We start from the raw sequence: 18,111 nt of genomic DNA, 5'->3' as shown, positions 1-18,111 counted from the left end.
TTTGAGGTAAGGCTCCAAAATGGCCAGCAAGAAATTCCTTCTCGACAATGTGGTCTGGATCCTGATAGTCGTGTTCAGCATCCTCGCCGGCTTTCTCAATCCGTTCTTCCTCTCGGAAGGCAATCTGCAGAATGTGCTGGTGCAGGCGACAACGCTCGGCGTCCTCGTGCTTGCGGTTTCCTTCACGCTTCTGATCGGCGAGATCGATCTGTCGGTGGTCGGCAATCTCGTCTTTTCGAGCATGGTCGGCGCCTACGCCATGCAGCAGTTCGGCGTCCACTGGACGCTGGCCGTGCTCATCACCATCGCCGCCGGTGTCCTCGTCGGCCTGCTCAACGGCTATTTCGTCGCCTATCTGCGCATGAACTCGCTGATCGCGACGCTGGCGATGGGGCTTTTCCTGCAGGGCGCGGTGCTCGGCGCCACTCAGGCCCGCACCATGGTCGTCACCGACGAGGGCTACAGCTACATAGGCAGCGCCACCGTCGGCAACTGGCCGGTGATGCCGATCGCCCTCTTCGTCGCCTATCTGCTGGCGCATGTCGTGCTTGCCTATTCCGCCTGGGGCCGGAACCTCTATGCCACCGGCGGCAATCGCCGTGCCGCCAATGCCGCCGGCATCAACGTCAAGCGAGCGAGGCTCGGCGCCTTCACCGCTTCCGGCTTTCTCGCCGGAGTGGCCGGCTTCCTCTACACATCCTATCTCGGCGGCGTCAGCGTCACCGTCGGCAGCACGACGCTGCTTTACGCCGTGGCCGCACCCGTCATCGGCGGCGTCTCGCTTTTCGGCGGCCGCGGCCGTGTCGTCGGCATGCTCGGCGGCACGCTGCTCATCACCGTCATCCAGACCGGCCTGCAGCTCATCAACGTCTCGGCCTACTACATCCAGATGATCGGCGGCGCGATGATCCTGCTCGCCATCGCCGTCGACGCCTTCCGCATCAGAAGCGAGGAGCGCGGCGTCGTCTGAATGCTGGAGCCGGAGTCGCGGAGGCTCAGTATAGTCAAAAAAGTACCAATGATCGGATGGGAACAGGGTGGCGCCGGTTTTGTCGGCTCAGTAGTTTGGCTGGCATGAGGCCGATGACAAATAACGCATCGATGAGGGCGATGACGTTGAAGGCTTCGAGGAGGAACAGCGATGAAACCCGATCTCGAGGTTGTGCAGATCAGGCCCGGCGAATCGTTCACCGCCTGGTCGCACGGCTATCCGTTCCGCACCGTGCGCTGGCATTTCCATCCGGAATACGAACTGCATCTCATCGTCGCCACGCGCGGCCGCTATTTCGTCGGCGACTTCATCGGCGAGTTCGAACCGGGCAATCTGGTGCTGGCCGGCCCCAACCTGCCGCACAACTGGGTGAGCGACGTGCCCAAGGATGCGACGGTGCCGCTGCGCTGCCGCATCATCCAGTTCAATGAGGGCTTCATCGACGGCGCCATCAACACCTTCCCCGAGCTCGCCGCCCTGACGCCGGTGCTCGAAGCCTCGCGCCGCGGCGTGCTTTTCAGCCGGCAGACCAGCCGGCAGATCGCCCCGCTGATGGAAGAAATCATGAATTCCCAAGGCGTGCGCCGCATCGAGCTGTTCATGATGATGATGGGCCTGCTCAGCCGTGCCGAAGGCGCGCGCATGCTGGCCAGCGCGAGCTACCTGCCGGACCCGTCCGGCTACATGTCTGCCGGCATCAACAAGGCGCTGGCCTATCTGCGCGAGAACCTGACCCAGCCCTTCAGCGAGACGGACCTTGCCGCCATCGCCGGCCAGTCGCCCAGCGTCTTTTCCCGCTCCTTCCGCCAGCACACCGGCATGACGCTGGTGCAGTATGTGAAGCGGCTGCGCATCAACCTGGCCTGCCAGATGCTGATGAGCGACGAGCAGGCCTCGATCACCAGCATCTGTTTCGAGGTCGGCTACAACACCCTTTCCAACTTCAACCGGCAGTTCCTCGCCGAAAAGGGCATGACGCCTTCGCATTTCCGGCGGCTGACACTGCACAACATCAACCTGGCGAAAGCGGCCTAAGGCGGCCGGCACGGCAACATCGGCATCGAGACGCGGTTGGGGCAAGCCACCCCGGCAGGCGAAGCATTGGCTGCGTGCGGACTGAAACGGCAAGACGATAGGAACATGAGGACCCCATGGCTCAGAAACTGATCGACAAGGTCGCCGCGGTCACCGGCGCCGCCTCAGGCATCGGGCTCGAATGCGCCCGCATGATGGTTTCGGAGGGCGCGCGCGTGGTGTTGGTCGACCGCGACGAAGAGGCGGTGCATGCCGTCTGCGAGGAGCTTGGCCCGGCGGCGGTCCCGTTGCGGGTCGATCTGACGGATGCCGCCGATGCCGCCCGCATGATGCCTCAGATCCTCGATCGCGCCAGCCGGCTCGACATCTTCCACGCCAATGCCGGCGCCTATATCGGCGGCGAGGTGGTGAGCGGCGACCCCGATGCCTGGGACCGCATGCTGAACCTCAACATCAACGCCGCCTTCCGCTCCATCCGCGCCGTGCTGCCGCATATGGTCGAACGCAAGACGGGCGACATCGTCATGACCAGTTCGATCGCCGGGCTGGTGCCGGTCGTCTGGGAGCCGATCTACACCGCCTCCAAGCACGCCGTGCAGGCCTTCGTCCACACCGTCCGTCGACAGGTCGCCAAATACGGCCTGCGTGTCGGCGCCGTCGCGCCCGGTCCGGTGGTCACCGCGCTCATCAAGGACTGGCCGAAGGACAAGCTCGAGCAGGAACTCGCCGCCGGCGGCCTGATGCAGCCGGTCGAGGTGGCGGAAGCCGTTATGTTCATGCTGACCAGGCCGCGCAACATCACCATTCGCGACCTTGTCATCCTGCCGCAAAGCAATGACCTATAGAAACGGTTGGATCGGGCGAAGGATCTGAAGTCATGGGCAGCCATTTCATCGGCATCGACATCGGCACCGGCAGTGCCCGCGCGGGCGTCTTCGACGAACAAGGCGTGCTGCTTGCATCCGCCAAGGCCGACATCGCCATCTGGCATGCCGAAGGCCATATCGTCGAGCAATCGAGCAACGACATATGGCGGGCGGTTGCGGCCACCGTCCGCGAGGCCGTGTCGCTTGCCGGCATTTCGGCCCGGTCGGTGCACGGCGTCGGCTTCGACGCGACCTGCTCGCTTGTCGTTCTCGGGCCGGGCGGCGCGCCGCTGACGGTGAGCCCGTCGGGCGATCCCGAGCGCAACATCATCGTCTGGATGGACCACCGCGCCACCGAGCAGGCGCGCCGCATCAACGACACCGGCGAGGACGTGCTGCGCTATGTCGGCGGCACCATGTCGCCCGAGATGGAGACGCCGAAACTCTTGTGGCTCGCCGAGAACATGCCGTGGACTTTCGCTGACGCCTGGCAGTTCATGGACCTTGCCGATTTCCTCACCTGGCGGGCGACCGGCAGCCTGGCGCGCTCGACCTGCACGGTGACCTGCAAATGGACCTATCTCGCGCATGAGGCGCGCTGGGACGACGCCTATTTCCGGAAAGTGGGGCTGAGCGCGCTTGCGGACGAGAAATTCGCGCGGATCGGCACCGAGATCGTGGCGCCCGGAAGCGCCCTCGCCAATGGCCTTACAAACGAGGCGGCGGCCGAGCTTGGCCTGCTGCCTGGAACGCCGGTCGCGGCCGGCATGATCGACGCCCATGCCGGCGGCATCGGCTCGGTCGGCGCGCGCGGCGGCGCCGGCGGCGTGACGACGCGCATGGCCTATGTCTTCGGCACGTCCGCCTGCACCATGACGACGACCGAGCAGGCGGCTTTCGTGCCTGGCGTGTGGGGTCCCTATTTCTCCGCCATGGTGCCCGGCCTGTGGCTGAACGAAGGCGGCCAGTCGGCGGCGGGCGCCGCCATCGATCGCCTCGTCGGCATGCACCCCGCCGCGGTCGAACTCGCCGGGATTGCGTCTCGAAACGGCCAAAGCCTCAGCCAATGGCTGGCGCAGGAGGCGCAACGCCATGGTGGCGCGGCCAAGGCGGACAGGCTGATCGGCGGCCTGCACGTCGTTCCAGAATTTCTCGGCAACCGTGCCCCCCTGGCCAATCCCGACGCGCGCGGGCTCATTGCCGGGCTGGACATGGCAACCGGCGCCGACAGCCTCGTCGCGCTCTATCTCGCCGGCCTTTGCGGCCTCGGCTACGGCGCCCGGCAGATCCTGGAGGTAATGCGCGCCCGCGGCATCAAGATCGACACGATCGCCATCAGCGGCGGCGCCGGCCAAAGCCCGCTGGTGCGGCAGTTCATCGCCGACACGACCGGCAAGGTGGTCTACGCGCCAACCTCTCCAGAGCCGGTGCTGCTCGGCTCGGCGATGCTCGGCGCCGTCGCCGCCGGCCGCCATCCCGACCTCCCCGCGGCCATGTCGGCGATGTCGGAAATGGGCGAGGTCTATTCGCCCGACCTCTCGCTTGCCGCCTGGCACGACAGGCGCTTTGCGGCGTTCGAACGCCTGCAGACCGCGGCGCTGTCGGTGCTGGCCGCCTGATCCCCATTGGCGGCGGGCGGCTGTTCGGCTTCGTCGGCCTTCGCCTCCGACTTGCCGCCGGGAACCATCGTCCGGCAGAGGGGTTGTGTCGTGAGACTTCGAGACATGGAAGGAAAGACGATGCGGACATTGACGATGGTCCTCACGCTTTCAGCGCTGGCGCTGGCGCAGCCGGTCTCGGCCCAGCGTGTGGACCCGCAGCCGCCGCAGGCCTTGCCGCCTGCACAGCAACCTGCGCCGGACCAGGCGCAACCCGGTCAGGAGAATTCCGGTCAGAAATTCACCAATGTCGTGGTGGTGGCGATCGAGGATCTGCCCGCCGAAGTGAAGGCACAGGCGGAAGCCGTGGTCACCAGGACGACCGCCAAGGACCTGGCAAAGCTGCAGAAATCGATCGATGCCTCGCCCGAGGCGGTATCGGTCCTGCAGGCGAACGGTTTGAATTCCTCGCAGGTCGTCGCAGCCAACATCGATGGCGACGGCACGCTGACGCTGATCATCCAGACGACCACATGATCGGCGCTGCCTGGAGCGGTTCAGCGTTCGATAGGATCGCCGACCCGCTCCACGTGTTTGTCTATACGCAATTCCGGACGGAAAACGGCTGTGCAGTTTTTCTGGAATTGCTCTGGCGCGGTTGATCGGACTGCACCGGCCGAAACGAAACAGCTTCCGCGGAGGGGTCACCGTGACCGAAACCGCAGTTCGCAACTTCACCCTCAATTTCGGCCCGCAACACCCGTCGGCGCATGGCGTGCTCCGGCTGGTGCTGGAACTGGATGGCGAGATCGTCGACCGCGCCGATCCGCATATCGGTCTGCTCCATCGCGGCACCGAGAAGTTGATCGAATACAAGAACTATCTGCAGGCCCTGCCCTATTTCGACCGGCTCGACTATGTGGCGCCGATGAATCAGGAACATGCCTTCTGCCTCGCCGCCGAGAGGCTGCTCGAATTGCCGGTTCCCCGGCGCGGGCAGCTCATTCGCGTCCTGTTCTGCGAGATCGGCCGGCTGCTCTCGCATCTGCTCAACGTCACCACGCAGGCCATGGATATCGGCGCCCTGACGCCGCCGCTCTGGGGCTTCGCCGAGCGCGAGAAGCTGATGGTGTTCTACGAGCGCGCCTCCGGTGCCCGCATGCATGCGAACTATTTCAGGGTCGGCGGGGTGCATCAGGATCTGCCCGAGCAACTGCTCGACGACATCTGGGATTTCTGTGACCCTTTCCTGAAGGTCTGCGACAATCTCGAGGACCTTCTCACCGGCAATCGCATCTTCAAGCAGCGCAATGCGGATGTCGGTGTCATCTCTCTCGATGACGCCTGGGCCTGGGGTTTCTCCGGTCCCATGCTGCGCGGCTCGGGCGCCGCCTGGGATCTGCGCAAGGCGCAGCCTTATGAATGCTATCCCGAGATGGATTTCGACATTCCCATCGGCAAGCACGGCGACTGCTACGACCGCTATCTCGTGCGCATGGAGGAGATGCGGCAGTCGGTACGGATCATGCGGCAATGCCTGGAAAAACTGCGCACGCCCGACGGCGCGGGGCCGGTCGCCACGCCCAACCAGAAGATCACGCCGCCGCCGCGCGCCACCATGAAGCGCTCGATGGAAGCGACGATCCAGCATTTCAAGCTCTACACCGAAGGGCACCGCGTGCCGGCCGGCGAGGTCTATGCCGCGGTGGAAGCCCCCAAAGGGGAGTTCGGCGTCTATCTGGTCTCGAACGGCAGCAATGTTCCCTACCGCTGCAAGATACGCGCGCCGTCTTTCGCCCATCTCCAGGCGATGGATTATCTGTCTCGCGGGCACATGATCGCCGACGTCGCGGCCATCATAGGCTCGCTGGACATCGTGTTCGGCGAGATCGATCGCTGACGGAGCCGTCTGGAAAAGGGAGTTGGAGCAGTTCCAGGAAAAGTATAGCGGTTTTCCGTCCGGAAGTGCGTAACGCGGGCTACCGAAGCACCTCGGCGATTCAGCCGAACGCTGAAGTGCCCTCGCGAGGCTGCCCAGGTCTAACCTTGCCGGCCGGCGGAGAGAGCTGAAACTCCCCTCGCCTCCGGCAAAGTCCGGTATTGAACCTGCCGCGGTTCCGCGAACCGCGGCAGTCGCCTCAGTGCATGAACACCGATCTCAGCCAGGCAAGAATGCCCGAGCCTGGAGAGATCGCCGCGCGGACGCGGGACGCTGCCCAGCGGGCCGGCAGATTGGCGCCGACATGGCAATGGCAGACGACCTCATGCAACTGCCAGTCGCTGAGCTCGAAGAAGCGCTTCGCTTCGCCGTAACTGTCGTCGTGCAAGCCTTGCGCACGAAAGATCGGGTCTTCGAAAGCGACAGTGATCGGCGATCCGGCCGCACGCATTCTTTCGCGCACGTCGGGGGTCGCGTATTCAGTACCCGCAAGCGCGGTCAGGCGCCGGCCAGGGTCCTGCTCGAGAAGTTGCGCCCAGCGTTCGAGGCGCTGGCCTCGATTGGCAAGAAGAACCGCTGCTTCAGCATTAACGTCGGCAACGGCATTGAGTTGATCAACGGTTTGGTACTTCAAGGCCGCCTCCTATGTCGGCAGTTTGACCACCCGCCCCGCAACGGAACTAATGCGCTACGCGACACCGGCAAGAGCCGAAACGGGTTACAGGAATCATTTGATCGGCATTCGCGTCCGCCGCCGCCGGAATGCGGCAGGCTCGCCTTGGAACCATCCGCGGCCCTGACCGTTCTGCCAGCGTCAGCCGCCCCTCGGGCGCTCGATCGGCGCCGGGGCCGCTGCGATCAATCCGTCATGTTCTGGTCGGGCAGATATCCGGTTGCCGGAAACCGCGTCACGCCGACGACCCGCCAGCGCAACGAGGGAAACCACAGCATGGCCATTATCCCCAATCCCGATCCTACGCCCACGCCGGTGCCTACGCCGCCGCCTTTTCCCGACCCGAAGCCGATGCGCGAACCGGATCCGGAGCGGCTGCCGGACGAGGAGCCTGTCCCCAATCCGGATGAGAACGATGTGCCGCCCAAGCACTCGGCGTGGGGAGATGTCCAGCGCAACATCTGACAGCTCGGCAGGCGCCAGGGGCACGCCTCCCGAGCCACCCATCTATTCTCCGCGCATCGTCGCCTGGAAGGTCGGCAGGTGCTTCTTCTGAGCCTCGATCATGCGCTCGCGGTAGACGCCATAGATGACGTCGGTGTCGTGCAGCGTGACACCGGCAATCGTCGGCGAAGCGAAGACCGGCAGTTCGATGCCGCGCTTCGACAATTGCTCGGCCGTGCGCGCCAGCAGCTCGTGCGCCATGATCATCGCCAGCACTGTCGATGAACCCGACACTGGCCGGCTCCAGCCTTCGATCGGCACCACTGCGTCCTCGATCGGCGAGCAGGTGTCGATGACGAGGTCGGCGGCGTCCGCAAGCCGCTTGCCGGATGAATGCGTGGCCGGCTTGTCGAGATTGTTCTTGCTGGTGACCGCGACGACGAAGATGCCGCGCTTCTTGGCATAGAGGGCGGTGTCGATGCCGGAGGAATTGCGGCCGCTATGGCCGAAGATGATGATGGAATCGCCCTTGTTCAGCGGTTGGTGGTCGAGGAACTTTTCGGCGTATTTTTCGGTCCGCTCCAGCCACAGAAGCTCGCGCACGCCGCCGGCGCCGAGCACGTTGTGCCACATCACGCGCGGATCGGTGAGCGGGTTGAAGCCGACATAGCTGCCATAGCGCGGGAACATCTCTTGTGCCGGCAGCACCGAATGGCCCGAACCGTAGAGATGGATCAGCCCGCCATTCTGAAGCGTGTCGGCGAAGCGGCTCGCCGCCTGGCCGAAGGCTTCCGAATTGGCCTTCGAAGCCTGTTCGATAAGGGCGACGAGACGTGGAATGTAGAGATCGGACACTTTGCACTCCTGTTATCGTGTCAGCTTCTGGTGTTCGGGCGGCCGGCGCGCAGCGTCGAGCGAATTTCGTAGCGGTCGCCGCGCATGACGGAGACGGTGAATTCGAACGGGCCGCGCTCGTCCATGGTGATGCGCTCGACCACGAAGGCGGGACTTCCCGCCGGCAGATCCAGCAGTTCGGCGTCGGCCGCGCTGACCGCGCCGACGCGGTAATTCTCGCGCGCCTCGACCGGCACGATGCCGTACTGGCGTTCCAGCGCCTCATAGAGCGAGCCCTTGAGCAGGCCGGCATCGAGGAAGCCCGGCACACGCATCGCTGCCAGTTGCGCCGTCTGGATGCCGATCGGCTCGTTGTTGCCGAGCCTGAGCCGCCTGATCCGCACCACCGGATCGCCCTCCTCGATCTCGAGCGCGCCGGCCGCGGCGGGATTCGCGGTCGTCAGGCTGCAATCGAGCAAACGCGAGCCGGCGACCACGCCGATATTGCCCATTTCCTGGGTGAAGGAGGTCAGTTCGCGCGTGCCTGCCACCAGCGTGGCGGAACGCACGAAGGTGCCCCGGCCGTGCTCGCGCCGAAGCAGTCCGCTTTCCTCCAGGTTGCGCAGCGCGTGGCGCAGCGTGATACGGCTCACGCCGAACAGGGCGCAGAGCCGGTCTTCCGCCGGGATCTGGTCGCCTGTCGCCCATTCGCCGCTCTTGACGATGGCGCGGATCGCTTCCTCGACCTGATACCAGAGCGGCTCCGGCCGCCTGCGGTCCGGCTGTTGAAAGCTCGCTTCGCTCATCGGATTTGTCTCCACCCGCTGCCCGCTTGCCCGGCAAGCGCGGCACCAACCAGCCCCGCGCGCGGACCGAAAGTGCCGGGCCTCAATTCGATATCGCGCAGATGCGGCGGCAGCTGACGCCGAAGCGCCGCAAGCAGCGGCGGCGCAATCACATCCAGCGCATCGGCCAGGCCGCCCGAGACCAAAATGACACCCGGATCGAGCAGTCCTACCGCGCCGGCAAGCGCCGTGCCCAGCGGTCGCGCCGCTTCCTCGACGAGGGCAAGCGCGGCGGATTGCCCGGCCCGTGCGGCTTCGATCAGCCGGCCGCCATTGGCGAGCCCGATCCGCGTGGACAGCGCATCGAGCGCGCGGCCCGAGGCGGCACGCTCCAGCCAGCCGTTGCGTTTATCGCCTTGATCCTCGACGTCGGCGCAGGCCCAGCCGAACGAGCAGGCGCCGCCATGCGCACCGGCGACGATGCGGCCGTTGGCCAGAACCGCCGAGCCGATGCCGGTGCCGATCGCGAGCAGGATCGCGTCGGACATGCCCTTGGCAGCGCCTTCAGCCGCTTCCGCGAGCAGCGCGATCTGAGCATCGTTGCCGACCGCCACGCCTATGTCGGGAAACACCGCCGCGATGTCGACGCCGTCCAGCCAGGGCAGGTTCGGGATCCAGCGACAGACCGTGCCGTCGACCAGCCCCGGCACGGCAAGTCCGAGCGCGTCGACAGCGTCGGCATTTGTCAGCGCGCGGATGCGCGCGACGAACGCGTCGAGGTTGTCCGGCGCCGGCTCGCGAACCTGTGGCGCAAGGGCGCCGGTATCGCCGGTATGGACCGCGGCCCGCAGATTGGTGCCGCCGAGATCGATGGCCAGTACCCGCGTCATGTGTCGCGCCTCCGATCGGCGGGCGGCGCGAACAGCCCGCTGCCGGCATTCCAGGAATGCGAGGCGGCCACGAAAGCCTGAGCGTGGCGCGTGCCGCGCAGGCAGCCGCGCAGCCGGTAGAGCGCGCTGTAATAGTCGACATAGGGGAAGCTGCTCAGTCCACGCGCCAGCTCGTATTCCATCACAGCCTCGTGCCAGGCGTCGAAACCGGCGCTGACGTCGACGAGATGCTCAGGGCGAAAACCTTCGTCGTCCTCCCAGTTCTCGCCAAAGAGCAGGAGCTGCGGCGTATGTGCCGGATGGGCCCGCTTCAGCGTCGGCAAGGCGGCAAAGAAGATGCCGGTCTGGGTGAGGTGCGTCGCGGCGCGGTGGTCCTTGTGCCAGCTCCCGTGCCAGTGGGTGATGACGATCTCCGGCTGTAGCTCACGGATGACGTCGCAGACCTGCAGGGCGGTCGCGTTGTCGTTGGGCAGGAAGGCGTCGCGCAGCTTCATATTGCGCATCTCGACGCCGAGCCGCGCCGCTGCCTTCGCCGCCTCGTCCTCCTTCTGCGCCAAATAGTGCTCCGGGATCAGGCAAGGGTGACCCTGCTCGCCCATCGAGAGATGCAGGAAGGTGACCTGGGCGCCGCCCTTGGCGGCGGCTGCTGCCAGGGGTCCGGCGATCACCTCGGCGTCGAAGGCATGCGCCCCGACGACCAGGATCGAGCGCGCGGCATAGACCTTGTCCTCGATCATTTCATGCCTCCCCCGGCGCCGACGCCCTCACGAATCTGGCGCGCCAGCAAACAATACATGATCAGGATCGGCGCCATGGAGATCGCCAGCGAAGCGAACACCAGGCCCCAGTCGGTGCGGAACTGCCCGACGAAGACGCTGATTGCCAGCGGCACCGTCTTGTAGCGGTCGTCGAAGATGAAGATCAGCGGGAAGAAGAAATCGTTCCACACCGCGATCGCCGTGAAGATGGCGACGATCGACACAGCCGGTTTCACCATCGGCAGCACGATCTGGAACAGGATGCGTGTCTCGCCGGCGCCGTCCATGCGTGCTGCCTCGTCGAGCTCGGACGGCAGCACGCGCATGAAATTGGCGAAGATGAAGACGGCGAACGGAATGCGGATCGCCGAATAGACCAGGATCAGTCCTGTGAGGGAGTCGAGCAGGCCGAGGCTGCGCATCAGCGTGAACAGCTCCACCGACGCGAGCCTGATCGGCAGCATGATGCCGGAGAGAAAGAGGCCGAGCATGATGGCGTTCCAGCCGAGCCTGTAGCGGCTGAGCGGATAGGCGGCCATCGCCGACACGACGATGGTGAGGATCACCGCGCCGCCGGTGACGATCAGGCTGTTGATGAAATTGTGGCCGAGATCGGCGCGGGTCCAGGCGCGGACGAAATTGTCGAAGGCCCAGCTCTGCGGCAGGCCGAGCCGGTTGTCGTAGATTTCCGCCGTCGTCTTGAAGCAGGAGACTATCAGGATGTAGAGCGGCAAGAGCACCGCCGACGTCCAGCCCAGCAGTATGGTCCGGCCGGGCAGCCGCGCCAGTCTTTGTGGGATGGCCAGTCGTTGCTGGAAGGCCAATCCTCGCTGAAGAGACGGCGCGCTCATAGTTGCACCGTCCGTTTGTCGAAGAAGCGCAGCATCAGAAGCGTGCCGATGCTGAGCACGAGGAAAAGCATGGTGCCGAGTGCCAGCGCGAGCCCGATATCCGTGATGCCGACAGCGCCCTCGGCGCCGAATGCCAGCCGGTAGAAGTAGGTCACCAGCGTGTCCGTCGAATAGCTCGGATTGCCCTGTACGCCCTGCATCACATAGACGATGTCGAACTGGTTGAAGGTGTTGATGAAGGAGAGCGTCGTCAGCGTCCCGAGCGCCGGCATCAACAGCGGCAGCGCGATCGAGAACAGCATGCGTGCATTGCCGGCGCCGTCGAGCTTTGCCGCCTCGAAGATCTGGCCGGAGATTTGTCTGAGGCCAGCCGTGTAGATCAGCACCGGCAGACCCATCCAGTTCCAGGCATCGACGGCGATCAGCATGGCCAAAGCGGTGTGGCTGTTGCCGAGCACCGTCAGGCTGCCCTGATGCAGGCCGAGACCGTTGAGCGCCCATTCGGCAATGCCGCCCGGCGCCAGGAGCAGCCGCCACAGCGCGCCGACGATGACGGGACTGAGCACCGCCGGGAAGAAGAACACCGACTGGAAGAAGGCGGCTCCCCTGTCGCGCAGGAAGAGCAGCCAGGCGAACAGAAGGCCAAGCCCGTTCTGCAGCAGCATGATGCCGAAGAACCAGGCGACGTTGTGCCAGAGCGCGCCGTAGAGCCGAGCGCCGCTTGGGAAAATGAACAGGCGCGGAAAGTTCGCCAGCCCGGCGAACTCCTGCATGCGCAGCCCCTTCCAGGCGAAGAAGCTGCCCCACAGCGACATCAGCAGCGGATAGAGCACGAACAGCCCGTAGACGGCCAAAGCCGGCAGGATGAACAGCACGGCCATGCGCTGCTGCGTGCGCTGGAGGCTGGTCATGTGGCGAAGTCTGGTCATGCGCTGCTCGATCGGGTGGAGATGCCGGCCGCCTTGAGCGTGATGCCGAAAAGTGTGAAGCGGTTTTCGGACGACGTCATGCTCCATCTTTCCGAGTAGAGCGGCCGGCGGCGCTCCTCACTGCTTGGGCTTGAACCAGGTGCTGACGGCGGCCTGCATGTCGGCTGCCAGCTTCTCCGGCGCGACATTGCCTTCGACCATGTCGATGATCTCCGACTGCAGCACCGAGGACGCGGTCGGCGTCTGCCAGCGGAAGCCGACCAGCGTGAGATAGGGCGTCGAGTTCTTCGACATCTCCATCATCTTGGAAAGCACCGGATCCTTGACGGTGACGTCGCTACGGGCCGGCGGCCAGCCCAACTCATCCGCGAACAGCTGCGCGAACTCGGCCGAGGCCATGAAGTTCAGCACCTTGGTCGCCGCTTCCTTGTTCTGGCTTTCCGAGACCAGGCCATAGGAACCGTCCGAGAAGGCCGAGGTGTAGAGCTTGGTCGAGGCGTCGTCGGCCGGGAACGGGAAGATCGAGAATTTCAGCTTGGGGTTCTGCGATTTGAAGCTGCCGTTCTCGAACGAGCCACCGAAGAACATCGCCGCCTTGCCGCCGATGAACTGCTGCGTCGCGGTCGTGTAGTCGATGCCGGCAAAGCCGTCGGAATAATACGGCTTCAGCTCGGCGAAGCGCTTTAGCGCGGCGACATAGCGCGGATCCTCGAAGGTCGCCTTGCCGCTCATCATCTCGTCATAGAAGCCGGGACCGTAAAGGGTCGGGCCGATGACGCCGACGCCGATCTCCAGCTCCCAGGCCGAGCCGTTGGCGCCGCCATTGGCGATCGGCGTGATACCCGCTGCCTTGAGCTTGTCGCAGGTGGCGACGAACTCCTTGTAGGTCTTCGGGATTTCGATTCCTTGCGCCGAGAAGATATCCTCATTGTAGAAGACTCCCATCATCGGCACCGAATAGGGCACGCCGTAGAGCTTGCCGTCGGCGCGGCCGCGCGCGCCGCCAAGGGCCGCGTCCGGCATGTTCTTCAATTCCGCCACGCTGTCGTCGAGCGCGTCGAGATAGCCGCCCTCGATGAAGGGCTGCAATTCGCCATAGGCCTTGAGCTGCGCGATGTCGGGTCCGCGGCCGCCGCGCAGCGCCGTGCTCAAGCGGTTCTGGTAGTCGGCATCTGGCGTGAACTGGATATCGACCTTGATGCCCGGATTGTTCTTCTCGAAGGCATCGAAGATGCGGCGCATCGCGGCCTCGTCTTCCGTGCGCCAGCTCCACAGCGTCACGGTGCTGTCGGCTCGGGCCGGCAGTGTCGTCAAAATGCCAGCGCAGGCGGCGGTGAGGCCGCCGATCAGGCCGAGCGCTGCGCGCCGGTGGATTGAAAGCATGCTCATTTGCCGGTTCTCCCATTTTTCGGTTTTGGATCTCGCGCGGCAGCGAAGCCGCAAGAGAGTCATCTGCTTTTTCGAAAAGTCATTATAACGACATGACGCCAACCGCAAGAGCATAAGGCCGCGAAGAACTATCCGGCAGTCTCGAATGAAAAGGCGATGGCACGATTATCCATTTGAATTTCATTTATAAACCATCAGGCGGCTGTAGCCTGGGATTTTTGACCCACAAGGCGTCGACTGACGTTCTCACGTTAGGGCTTGCGCCAGAGATCAAACTTGTCATAACGTCGTTGCTTCTGTCGCGGCTTGTGTGGAGGATGCCGATGTCGCTTGCCTGGTTCTCGAAACTGGCTCTTGCCGCGGGTCTCGTCGCGCTCCCCGCGACCAGCTGGGCGCAATCGGTCAACATCTCCTATCTGACTCATTGGTCGCCGGAGACGGTCGCGCTGCTCGAAGCGGCGGCCAAGGATTTTTCGAAGCAGAATCCGGATGTCGGCATCACCGTGCGGGCGGTTCCCTTCGGCGATCTTCTGACCACGCTGCGCTCGCAGGGCGGCGGTTCCGACGGTCCGACGATCGGCGGCATCTATGACCTCTGGCTGCCGGAACTGGCGAAGGACAAGCTCGTCGCCCCTGCCCCCGAAACGGTGGCCAATGAGGTGAAGAGCGCATGGCCGGCGGGCGTCGTCAGCGCCGCCTCGGTTGGCGGCACGCTCTACGGCATTCCGAACGAGATCGACGTTTACGCGCTGAACTACAACAAGGAACTGTTCAAGGCGGCGGGCATTGCCGCTCCGCCCAAGACCTGGGCCGAATTCAAGGATGCCGCCGCGAAGCTGACCAACAAGGACAAGGGCCAGCAGGGCTTCGGCATGATCAACTCATGGGCAGCAGGCGTGGTCCATCCTTTCGCCTCGCTGCTCGTCTCCAATGGTGGCAACCTGGTCAAGGATGGCAAGCCGGCGCTGGACAGCGCCCAGGCCGGCGAGACCTTCGCGCTCTATGAAGACCTGATAAAGTCCGGCGCGAGCAATCCGGCGATGGCGACCGCCGACGCCAACACCACCGGTCCGTTCCTCGACAATTTCGTCTCCGGCAAGACCGGCATGATCATCATGGCCAATTGGTGGGAAAGCGCGCTGAAGACCGGCATGGGCGACAAGTTCGCAAACGTCGCCACCGCGCCGATTCCGGTGGGTCCGAGCGGCGACAAGCCGCATTCGATCTCCTATTCCTGGATGACGGTGGTCAACGCCAAGGCCGGCGAGGCCGAGCAGAAGGCGGCCTGGGAGTTCCTCGCCTGGCTGAACAGCCCGAAATCCGGCAAGAACGGCGCCTCGGCCATGTCCGACATTTTGATGTCGATGGGCATCCTGCCCTCGCGCAGCTCCGACATCGAGGCGCACAAGGACAAGCTCGGCTCCGAATTCCTTTCCGGCTATGTCAGCGTGCTGGCCGATGCGCGGCCCTTCCCGGTCGTGCTCGGCGGCCAGGAATTCTCGGAATCCCTGCAGCAGACGCTCGAGGCGTTGCAGTATGGCCAGGTCTCGGCCAAGGATGCGCAGGCGAACGCTGAGGCCGATGCCACGTCGATCCTGGAGCGCGCGGCGAAATAGGCTCGGGCCTTTGACCGGCAGCCATCGGAGCCATATGAATGGCCAAAGCTTTTCGTGCCTCGGCGGGCATCATGCTTGCGCCCGCCGTGACATTGATCGGCGTCTTCGTGCTCTTGCCGATGCTGCTCACCATCTGGCTCTCCTTCCACGACTGGTCGACGCAGACGCCTTTTTCCGAAGCGAGCTTCGTCGGCCTCGGCAATTTCCAAGAGATCCTCGGTCCGACCTCCGTCGGGCGCGATTTCAAGTCAGCCTTGCTCAACACCGCTGTCTACACCGCGCTCTCGGTCGTCCTCATCCTGCCTCTGTCGGTCCTCTTCGGCCTGATGGTCTATCAGCGCGAGGTTGCAGGCGGCACGGCGCTGCGGACGGTGCTGTTTTCCACCTACATGGTGCCGATGATCGCGGTGGCGCTGGTCTGGTCGAAACTCTATTCGCCGAGCGAAGGCCCCCTTAACCAGATGCTCGGCCTGATCGGCATCGGCCCGCAGCCCTGGCTCTCCTCGCCGCGCTCGGCGCTGGTCTCGATCGTCCTGCTCAATGTCTGGCAGCAGGTCGGCTATTTCACCGTGCTGGCGATCGCCGGTCTGACGCAGATCCCGGGCAGCCTCTATGAGGCGGCAACGATCGACGGCGCCAGCGGCCGCGAGCAGTTCCGCTTCATCACCTTGCCCTTGCTTCGCCGCATGCTTCTCTTCAGCGCCGTCATCGCCATCATCAACGCGGTGCAGGTGTTCGAGCCGGTGGCGCTGATCACCCAAGGCGGGCCAGTGGGCTCGACCAACGTGCTCACCTACCATATCCGCCGCGTCGGCATCGAACGCGCGCAGGGCGGGCTGGGCTCCGCCATGGCGGTGATGCTGATGCTGTCGCTGATCGTCTGCGTCTCCGCGCTGTTCTCACTTGTCAACCGGAAGGACGGCGAATGAGCACGCCAGCCCGTCCGCCGTCCCGCAAACGCCCGTCAGGGAACAAGGCGCTGCTTGCGACGGCCATGCTTCTGGTTGCCGTGGCCTCCGCCTTTCCGCTCGCCTGGATGGTGCTCTCCAGCCTGAAGACTCCCGCCGAGACCATGCAGGTGCCGCCGGTCTGGATCCCTCACACGCCGACGCTCGACGCCTACGAAAAGGTCGCCGGCGTCATCAATGTCGGCCGCTCGATGTGGAATTCCTTGGTCATCGCCTCAGTCACCACCGCCGGCATTCTGGTCACCAGCATGATGGCCGGCTACGCCTTCGCCAAATACTCTTTCCGCGGCCGCTCGCTGCTGTTTTCGCTGCTGATCGCCACCATGTTCCTGCCGCCGATCGTGACGCTGATCCCGCTCTACCGCATGGTCGGCTCGATCGGGCTGAACGCCAGCCTTGCCGGCATCATCGTGCCCAACCTCGCCAATGCCTTCGGCATCTTCCTGATGCGCCAGTTCATCGCCGGCGTGCCGGATGATCTGATCGACGCCGCGCGCATGGACGGCGCCTCGGAGCTGCTCATCCTGTTCAAGATCGTGGCGCCGAGCATGGCGCCCGCGATCGCGGCGCTCGCGCTGTTCGCCTTCGTCTACCACTGGAACAGCTATCTTTGGCCGCTCACCGTGCTGCAGGGCAATGCCGACGCCTATCCGATCGTGATCAGCCTCAGCCGGCTGCTCAGCTATAACCGGGGTGCGGTCAACACCGGCCTGGTGATGGCCGGCGCCACGCTCGCCGTGCTGCCACCGCTCGTCCTGTTCGTCTTCCTGCAGCGCTTCTTCGTCGATTCGATCGTCGGCTCGGCGATCAAGGGGTAGTTCGCCATAGTTGAGCACGCAGGGCCATCATCGGCGTGACGACAATCTTCACACCCTGACGGCGCGCAGGTAATGCAGGCCGAGCCAGTTGAGCGGGCCGCCTTCGATGCGCTCGAAGCCGGCCGCAGCCAGCGGTTCGCGAAGACGATGCAGGTCGAACTGGCCGTGCAGGCCGTGCTTTGCCGACATGTGTCCGCGCTCGCTGACGGGGCCGGCATAGTCGACCAGCAACAGCCGCCCGCCCGGAGGCAGGACGCGCGCGGCCTCGCGCAGGCAAAGGCTGCGCCGCGGCTCCGGCACCATGTGCAGCACCGTCGTGAAAGTGACCGCGTCGAAGCGACCATCCGCGAACGGCAGCGCGGCCGCATCGGCATGGTGAAACGGGATATCGAGGCCGGCCCGGCTCGCCTTGCGGCGAGCGGCGGCAAGCATCTTTTCGGAGACGTCGACGCCAACCACCGATCCGTCGGGCTGCACGCGGCGCCAGGCGGAAATCGCCTGCGTGCCGGTGCCGCATCCGACGTCCAGCAGTTGGAAGCCGGGTGCCAAACCGGCCAGATCGAGCAACGCCTCGCGATAGGCCCGATCCCGCCCCCGCGTCAGCATGAGAACGAGCAGGTCGTAAAGGCGCGGGAAACCGATGCCCTTGTTGGCTTCCGGGCCGATTGCGGCCCCAGCGGTACGCACTTCGCTTCGCATGTGATGCATGTCCGTCTCGTCCTTTCTT

Annotated in this window: 19 protein-coding genes; 10 read left to right on the top strand and 9 right to left on the bottom strand. The window is 64.7% G+C overall.

The window, feature by feature from the left end; translation table 11 throughout:
• The first annotated feature begins 19 nt into the window (after positions 1–19).
• The 6 genes from QAZ22_RS10915 to QAZ22_RS10890 all read left to right on the top strand — a co-directional run bounded on the left by QAZ22_RS10915 (position 20) and on the right by QAZ22_RS10890 (position 6,390).
• Entirely contained in the window at positions 20–970 is a 951-nt protein-coding gene (locus QAZ22_RS10915) for an ABC transporter permease (RefSeq protein ID WP_278206770.1), read from the top strand.
• A 171-nt stretch (positions 971–1,141) separates the two neighbouring features.
• Positions 1,142–2,026, top strand: a complete 885-nt coding sequence (locus tag QAZ22_RS10910) for an AraC family transcriptional regulator (protein WP_278073929.1) — start codon at positions 1,142–1,144, stop codon at positions 2,024–2,026.
• Between the two features lie 116 nt (positions 2,027–2,142).
• On the top strand, positions 2,143–2,871 hold the full coding sequence (locus QAZ22_RS10905; protein ID WP_278206769.1) for an SDR family oxidoreductase: 729 nt from the start codon (positions 2,143–2,145) through the stop codon (positions 2,869–2,871).
• 32 nt (positions 2,872–2,903) lie between these two features.
• Positions 2,904–4,511 (top strand): FGGY-family carbohydrate kinase, encoded by a 1,608-nt coding sequence (locus QAZ22_RS10900; protein WP_278206768.1) that lies wholly within the window; start codon positions 2,904–2,906, stop codon positions 4,509–4,511.
• A 120-nt stretch (positions 4,512–4,631) separates the two neighbouring features.
• Positions 4,632–5,027, top strand: a complete 396-nt coding sequence (locus QAZ22_RS10895; RefSeq protein ID WP_278206767.1) for a hypothetical protein — start codon at positions 4,632–4,634, stop codon at positions 5,025–5,027.
• A gap of 172 nt (positions 5,028–5,199) precedes the next feature.
• Entirely contained in the window at positions 5,200–6,390 is a 1,191-nt protein-coding gene (locus tag QAZ22_RS10890) for an NADH-quinone oxidoreductase subunit D (protein ID WP_278206766.1), read from the top strand.
• A gap of 238 nt (positions 6,391–6,628) precedes the next feature.
• Here the strand turns inward: QAZ22_RS10890 and QAZ22_RS10885 are convergent, their stop codons facing one another.
• The gene (locus tag QAZ22_RS10885; RefSeq protein WP_278206765.1) at positions 6,629–7,063 is read right to left on the bottom strand and encodes a hypothetical protein; all 435 of its coding nucleotides are present in this window, start codon (positions 7,061–7,063) and stop codon (positions 6,629–6,631) included.
• Positions 7,064–7,387: 324 nt separating this feature from the next.
• Here QAZ22_RS10885 and QAZ22_RS10880 point away from each other — a divergent pair, with 324 nt between their 5' ends.
• Complete coding sequence (locus tag QAZ22_RS10880) at positions 7,388–7,567, top strand: hypothetical protein (RefSeq protein ID WP_278207816.1); 180 nt, start codon at positions 7,388–7,390, stop codon at positions 7,565–7,567.
• Between the two features lie 42 nt (positions 7,568–7,609).
• On the opposite strand, the gene QAZ22_RS10875 is transcribed toward QAZ22_RS10880, so the two are convergent.
• The 7 genes from QAZ22_RS10875 to QAZ22_RS10845 all read right to left on the bottom strand — a co-directional run bounded on the left by QAZ22_RS10875 (position 7,610) and on the right by QAZ22_RS10845 (position 13,982).
• Entirely contained in the window at positions 7,610–8,401 is a 792-nt protein-coding gene (locus tag QAZ22_RS10875) for an SIS domain-containing protein (protein ID WP_278206764.1), read from the bottom strand.
• 20 nt (positions 8,402–8,421) lie between these two features.
• Positions 8,422–9,186: a GntR family transcriptional regulator gene (locus QAZ22_RS10870; protein WP_278206763.1), complete on the bottom strand. Its 765-nt coding sequence runs from the start codon at positions 9,184–9,186 to the stop codon at positions 8,422–8,424.
• Positions 9,183–10,055: an ROK family protein gene (locus QAZ22_RS10865; protein ID WP_278206762.1), complete on the bottom strand. Its 873-nt coding sequence runs from the start codon at positions 10,053–10,055 to the stop codon at positions 9,183–9,185. Before QAZ22_RS10865 ends, QAZ22_RS10870 begins: the two co-directional genes overlap by 4 nt.
• The gene (locus tag QAZ22_RS10860) at positions 10,052–10,792 is read right to left on the bottom strand and encodes a PIG-L family deacetylase (RefSeq protein WP_278206761.1); all 741 of its coding nucleotides are present in this window, start codon (positions 10,790–10,792) and stop codon (positions 10,052–10,054) included. The genes QAZ22_RS10865 and QAZ22_RS10860 overlap by 4 nt, the downstream gene beginning before the upstream one ends.
• A complete protein-coding gene (locus tag QAZ22_RS10855) occupies positions 10,789–11,664 on the bottom strand; it encodes a carbohydrate ABC transporter permease (protein WP_278206760.1) in 876 nt (291 codons plus the stop codon). The genes QAZ22_RS10860 and QAZ22_RS10855 overlap by 4 nt, the downstream gene beginning before the upstream one ends.
• Positions 11,661–12,593 (bottom strand): sugar ABC transporter permease, encoded by a 933-nt coding sequence (locus tag QAZ22_RS10850; protein WP_278206759.1) that lies wholly within the window; start codon positions 12,591–12,593, stop codon positions 11,661–11,663. The genes QAZ22_RS10855 and QAZ22_RS10850 overlap by 4 nt, the downstream gene beginning before the upstream one ends.
• A gap of 117 nt (positions 12,594–12,710) precedes the next feature.
• Positions 12,711–13,982: an extracellular solute-binding protein gene (locus QAZ22_RS10845; RefSeq protein WP_278206758.1), complete on the bottom strand. Its 1,272-nt coding sequence runs from the start codon at positions 13,980–13,982 to the stop codon at positions 12,711–12,713.
• Between the two features lie 323 nt (positions 13,983–14,305).
• On the opposite strand from QAZ22_RS10845, the gene QAZ22_RS10840 reads away from it, so the two are divergent.
• Genes QAZ22_RS10840 through QAZ22_RS10830 form a run of 3 tightly spaced genes read left to right on the top strand, consistent with a single transcriptional unit; the run spans position 14,306 to position 17,384 of the window.
• Positions 14,306–15,598, top strand: a complete 1,293-nt coding sequence (locus tag QAZ22_RS10840; RefSeq protein WP_278206757.1) for an extracellular solute-binding protein — start codon at positions 14,306–14,308, stop codon at positions 15,596–15,598.
• Between the two features lie 38 nt (positions 15,599–15,636).
• Positions 15,637–16,527 (top strand): sugar ABC transporter permease, encoded by an 891-nt coding sequence (locus QAZ22_RS10835; RefSeq protein WP_278206756.1) that lies wholly within the window; start codon positions 15,637–15,639, stop codon positions 16,525–16,527.
• Positions 16,524–17,384 (top strand): carbohydrate ABC transporter permease, encoded by an 861-nt coding sequence (locus QAZ22_RS10830; protein WP_278206755.1) that lies wholly within the window; start codon positions 16,524–16,526, stop codon positions 17,382–17,384. Before QAZ22_RS10835 ends, QAZ22_RS10830 begins: the two co-directional genes overlap by 4 nt.
• 48 nt (positions 17,385–17,432) lie before the next feature.
• On the opposite strand, the gene QAZ22_RS10825 is transcribed toward QAZ22_RS10830, so the two are convergent.
• On the bottom strand, positions 17,433–18,092 hold the full coding sequence (locus tag QAZ22_RS10825; RefSeq protein ID WP_278206754.1) for a methyltransferase domain-containing protein: 660 nt from the start codon (positions 18,090–18,092) through the stop codon (positions 17,433–17,435).
• Between the last annotated feature and the right edge of the window lie 19 nt (positions 18,093–18,111).

This window comes from Mesorhizobium sp. WSM4906 (assembly GCF_029674625.1).
In the GTDB taxonomy this organism is placed as follows: domain Bacteria; phylum Pseudomonadota; class Alphaproteobacteria; order Rhizobiales; family Rhizobiaceae; genus Mesorhizobium.
The sequence above is the reverse complement of the archived record's forward strand: the minus strand, read 5'-3'. Positions and strand labels throughout refer to the sequence as shown.

What these genes read in the sequence shown, in the direction of transcription:
- QAZ22_RS10915 (WP_278206770.1), top strand. Translation starts at nt 20, where the DNA reads ATGGCCAGCAAGAAATTCCTTCTCGACAATGTGGTCTGGATCCTGATA.
- QAZ22_RS10910 (WP_278073929.1), top strand. Translation starts at nt 1,142, where the DNA reads ATGAAACCCGATCTCGAGGTTGTGCAGATCAGGCCCGGCGAATCGTTC.
- QAZ22_RS10905 (WP_278206769.1), top strand. Translation starts at nt 2,143, where the DNA reads ATGGCTCAGAAACTGATCGACAAGGTCGCCGCGGTCACCGGCGCCGCC.
- QAZ22_RS10900 (WP_278206768.1), top strand. Translation starts at nt 2,904, where the DNA reads ATGGGCAGCCATTTCATCGGCATCGACATCGGCACCGGCAGTGCCCGC.
- QAZ22_RS10895 (WP_278206767.1), top strand. Translation starts at nt 4,632, where the DNA reads ATGCGGACATTGACGATGGTCCTCACGCTTTCAGCGCTGGCGCTGGCG.
- QAZ22_RS10870 (WP_278206763.1), bottom strand. Translation starts at nt 9,186, where the DNA reads ATGAGCGAAGCGAGCTTTCAACAGCCGGACCGCAGGCGGCCGGAGCCG.
- QAZ22_RS10865 (WP_278206762.1), bottom strand. Translation starts at nt 10,055, where the DNA reads ATGACGCGGGTACTGGCCATCGATCTCGGCGGCACCAATCTGCGGGCC.
- QAZ22_RS10860 (WP_278206761.1), bottom strand. Translation starts at nt 10,792, where the DNA reads ATGATCGAGGACAAGGTCTATGCCGCGCGCTCGATCCTGGTCGTCGGG.
- QAZ22_RS10855 (WP_278206760.1), bottom strand. Translation starts at nt 11,664, where the DNA reads ATGAGCGCGCCGTCTCTTCAGCGAGGATTGGCCTTCCAGCAACGACTG.
- QAZ22_RS10850 (WP_278206759.1), bottom strand. Translation starts at nt 12,593, where the DNA reads ATGACCAGACTTCGCCACATGACCAGCCTCCAGCGCACGCAGCAGCGC.
- QAZ22_RS10845 (WP_278206758.1), bottom strand. Translation starts at nt 13,982, where the DNA reads ATGAGCATGCTTTCAATCCACCGGCGCGCAGCGCTCGGCCTGATCGGC.
- QAZ22_RS10840 (WP_278206757.1), top strand. Translation starts at nt 14,306, where the DNA reads ATGTCGCTTGCCTGGTTCTCGAAACTGGCTCTTGCCGCGGGTCTCGTC.
- QAZ22_RS10835 (WP_278206756.1), top strand. Translation starts at nt 15,637, where the DNA reads ATGGCCAAAGCTTTTCGTGCCTCGGCGGGCATCATGCTTGCGCCCGCC.
- QAZ22_RS10830 (WP_278206755.1), top strand. Translation starts at nt 16,524, where the DNA reads ATGAGCACGCCAGCCCGTCCGCCGTCCCGCAAACGCCCGTCAGGGAAC.
- QAZ22_RS10825 (WP_278206754.1), bottom strand. Translation starts at nt 18,092, where the DNA reads ATGCATCACATGCGAAGCGAAGTGCGTACCGCTGGGGCCGCAATCGGC.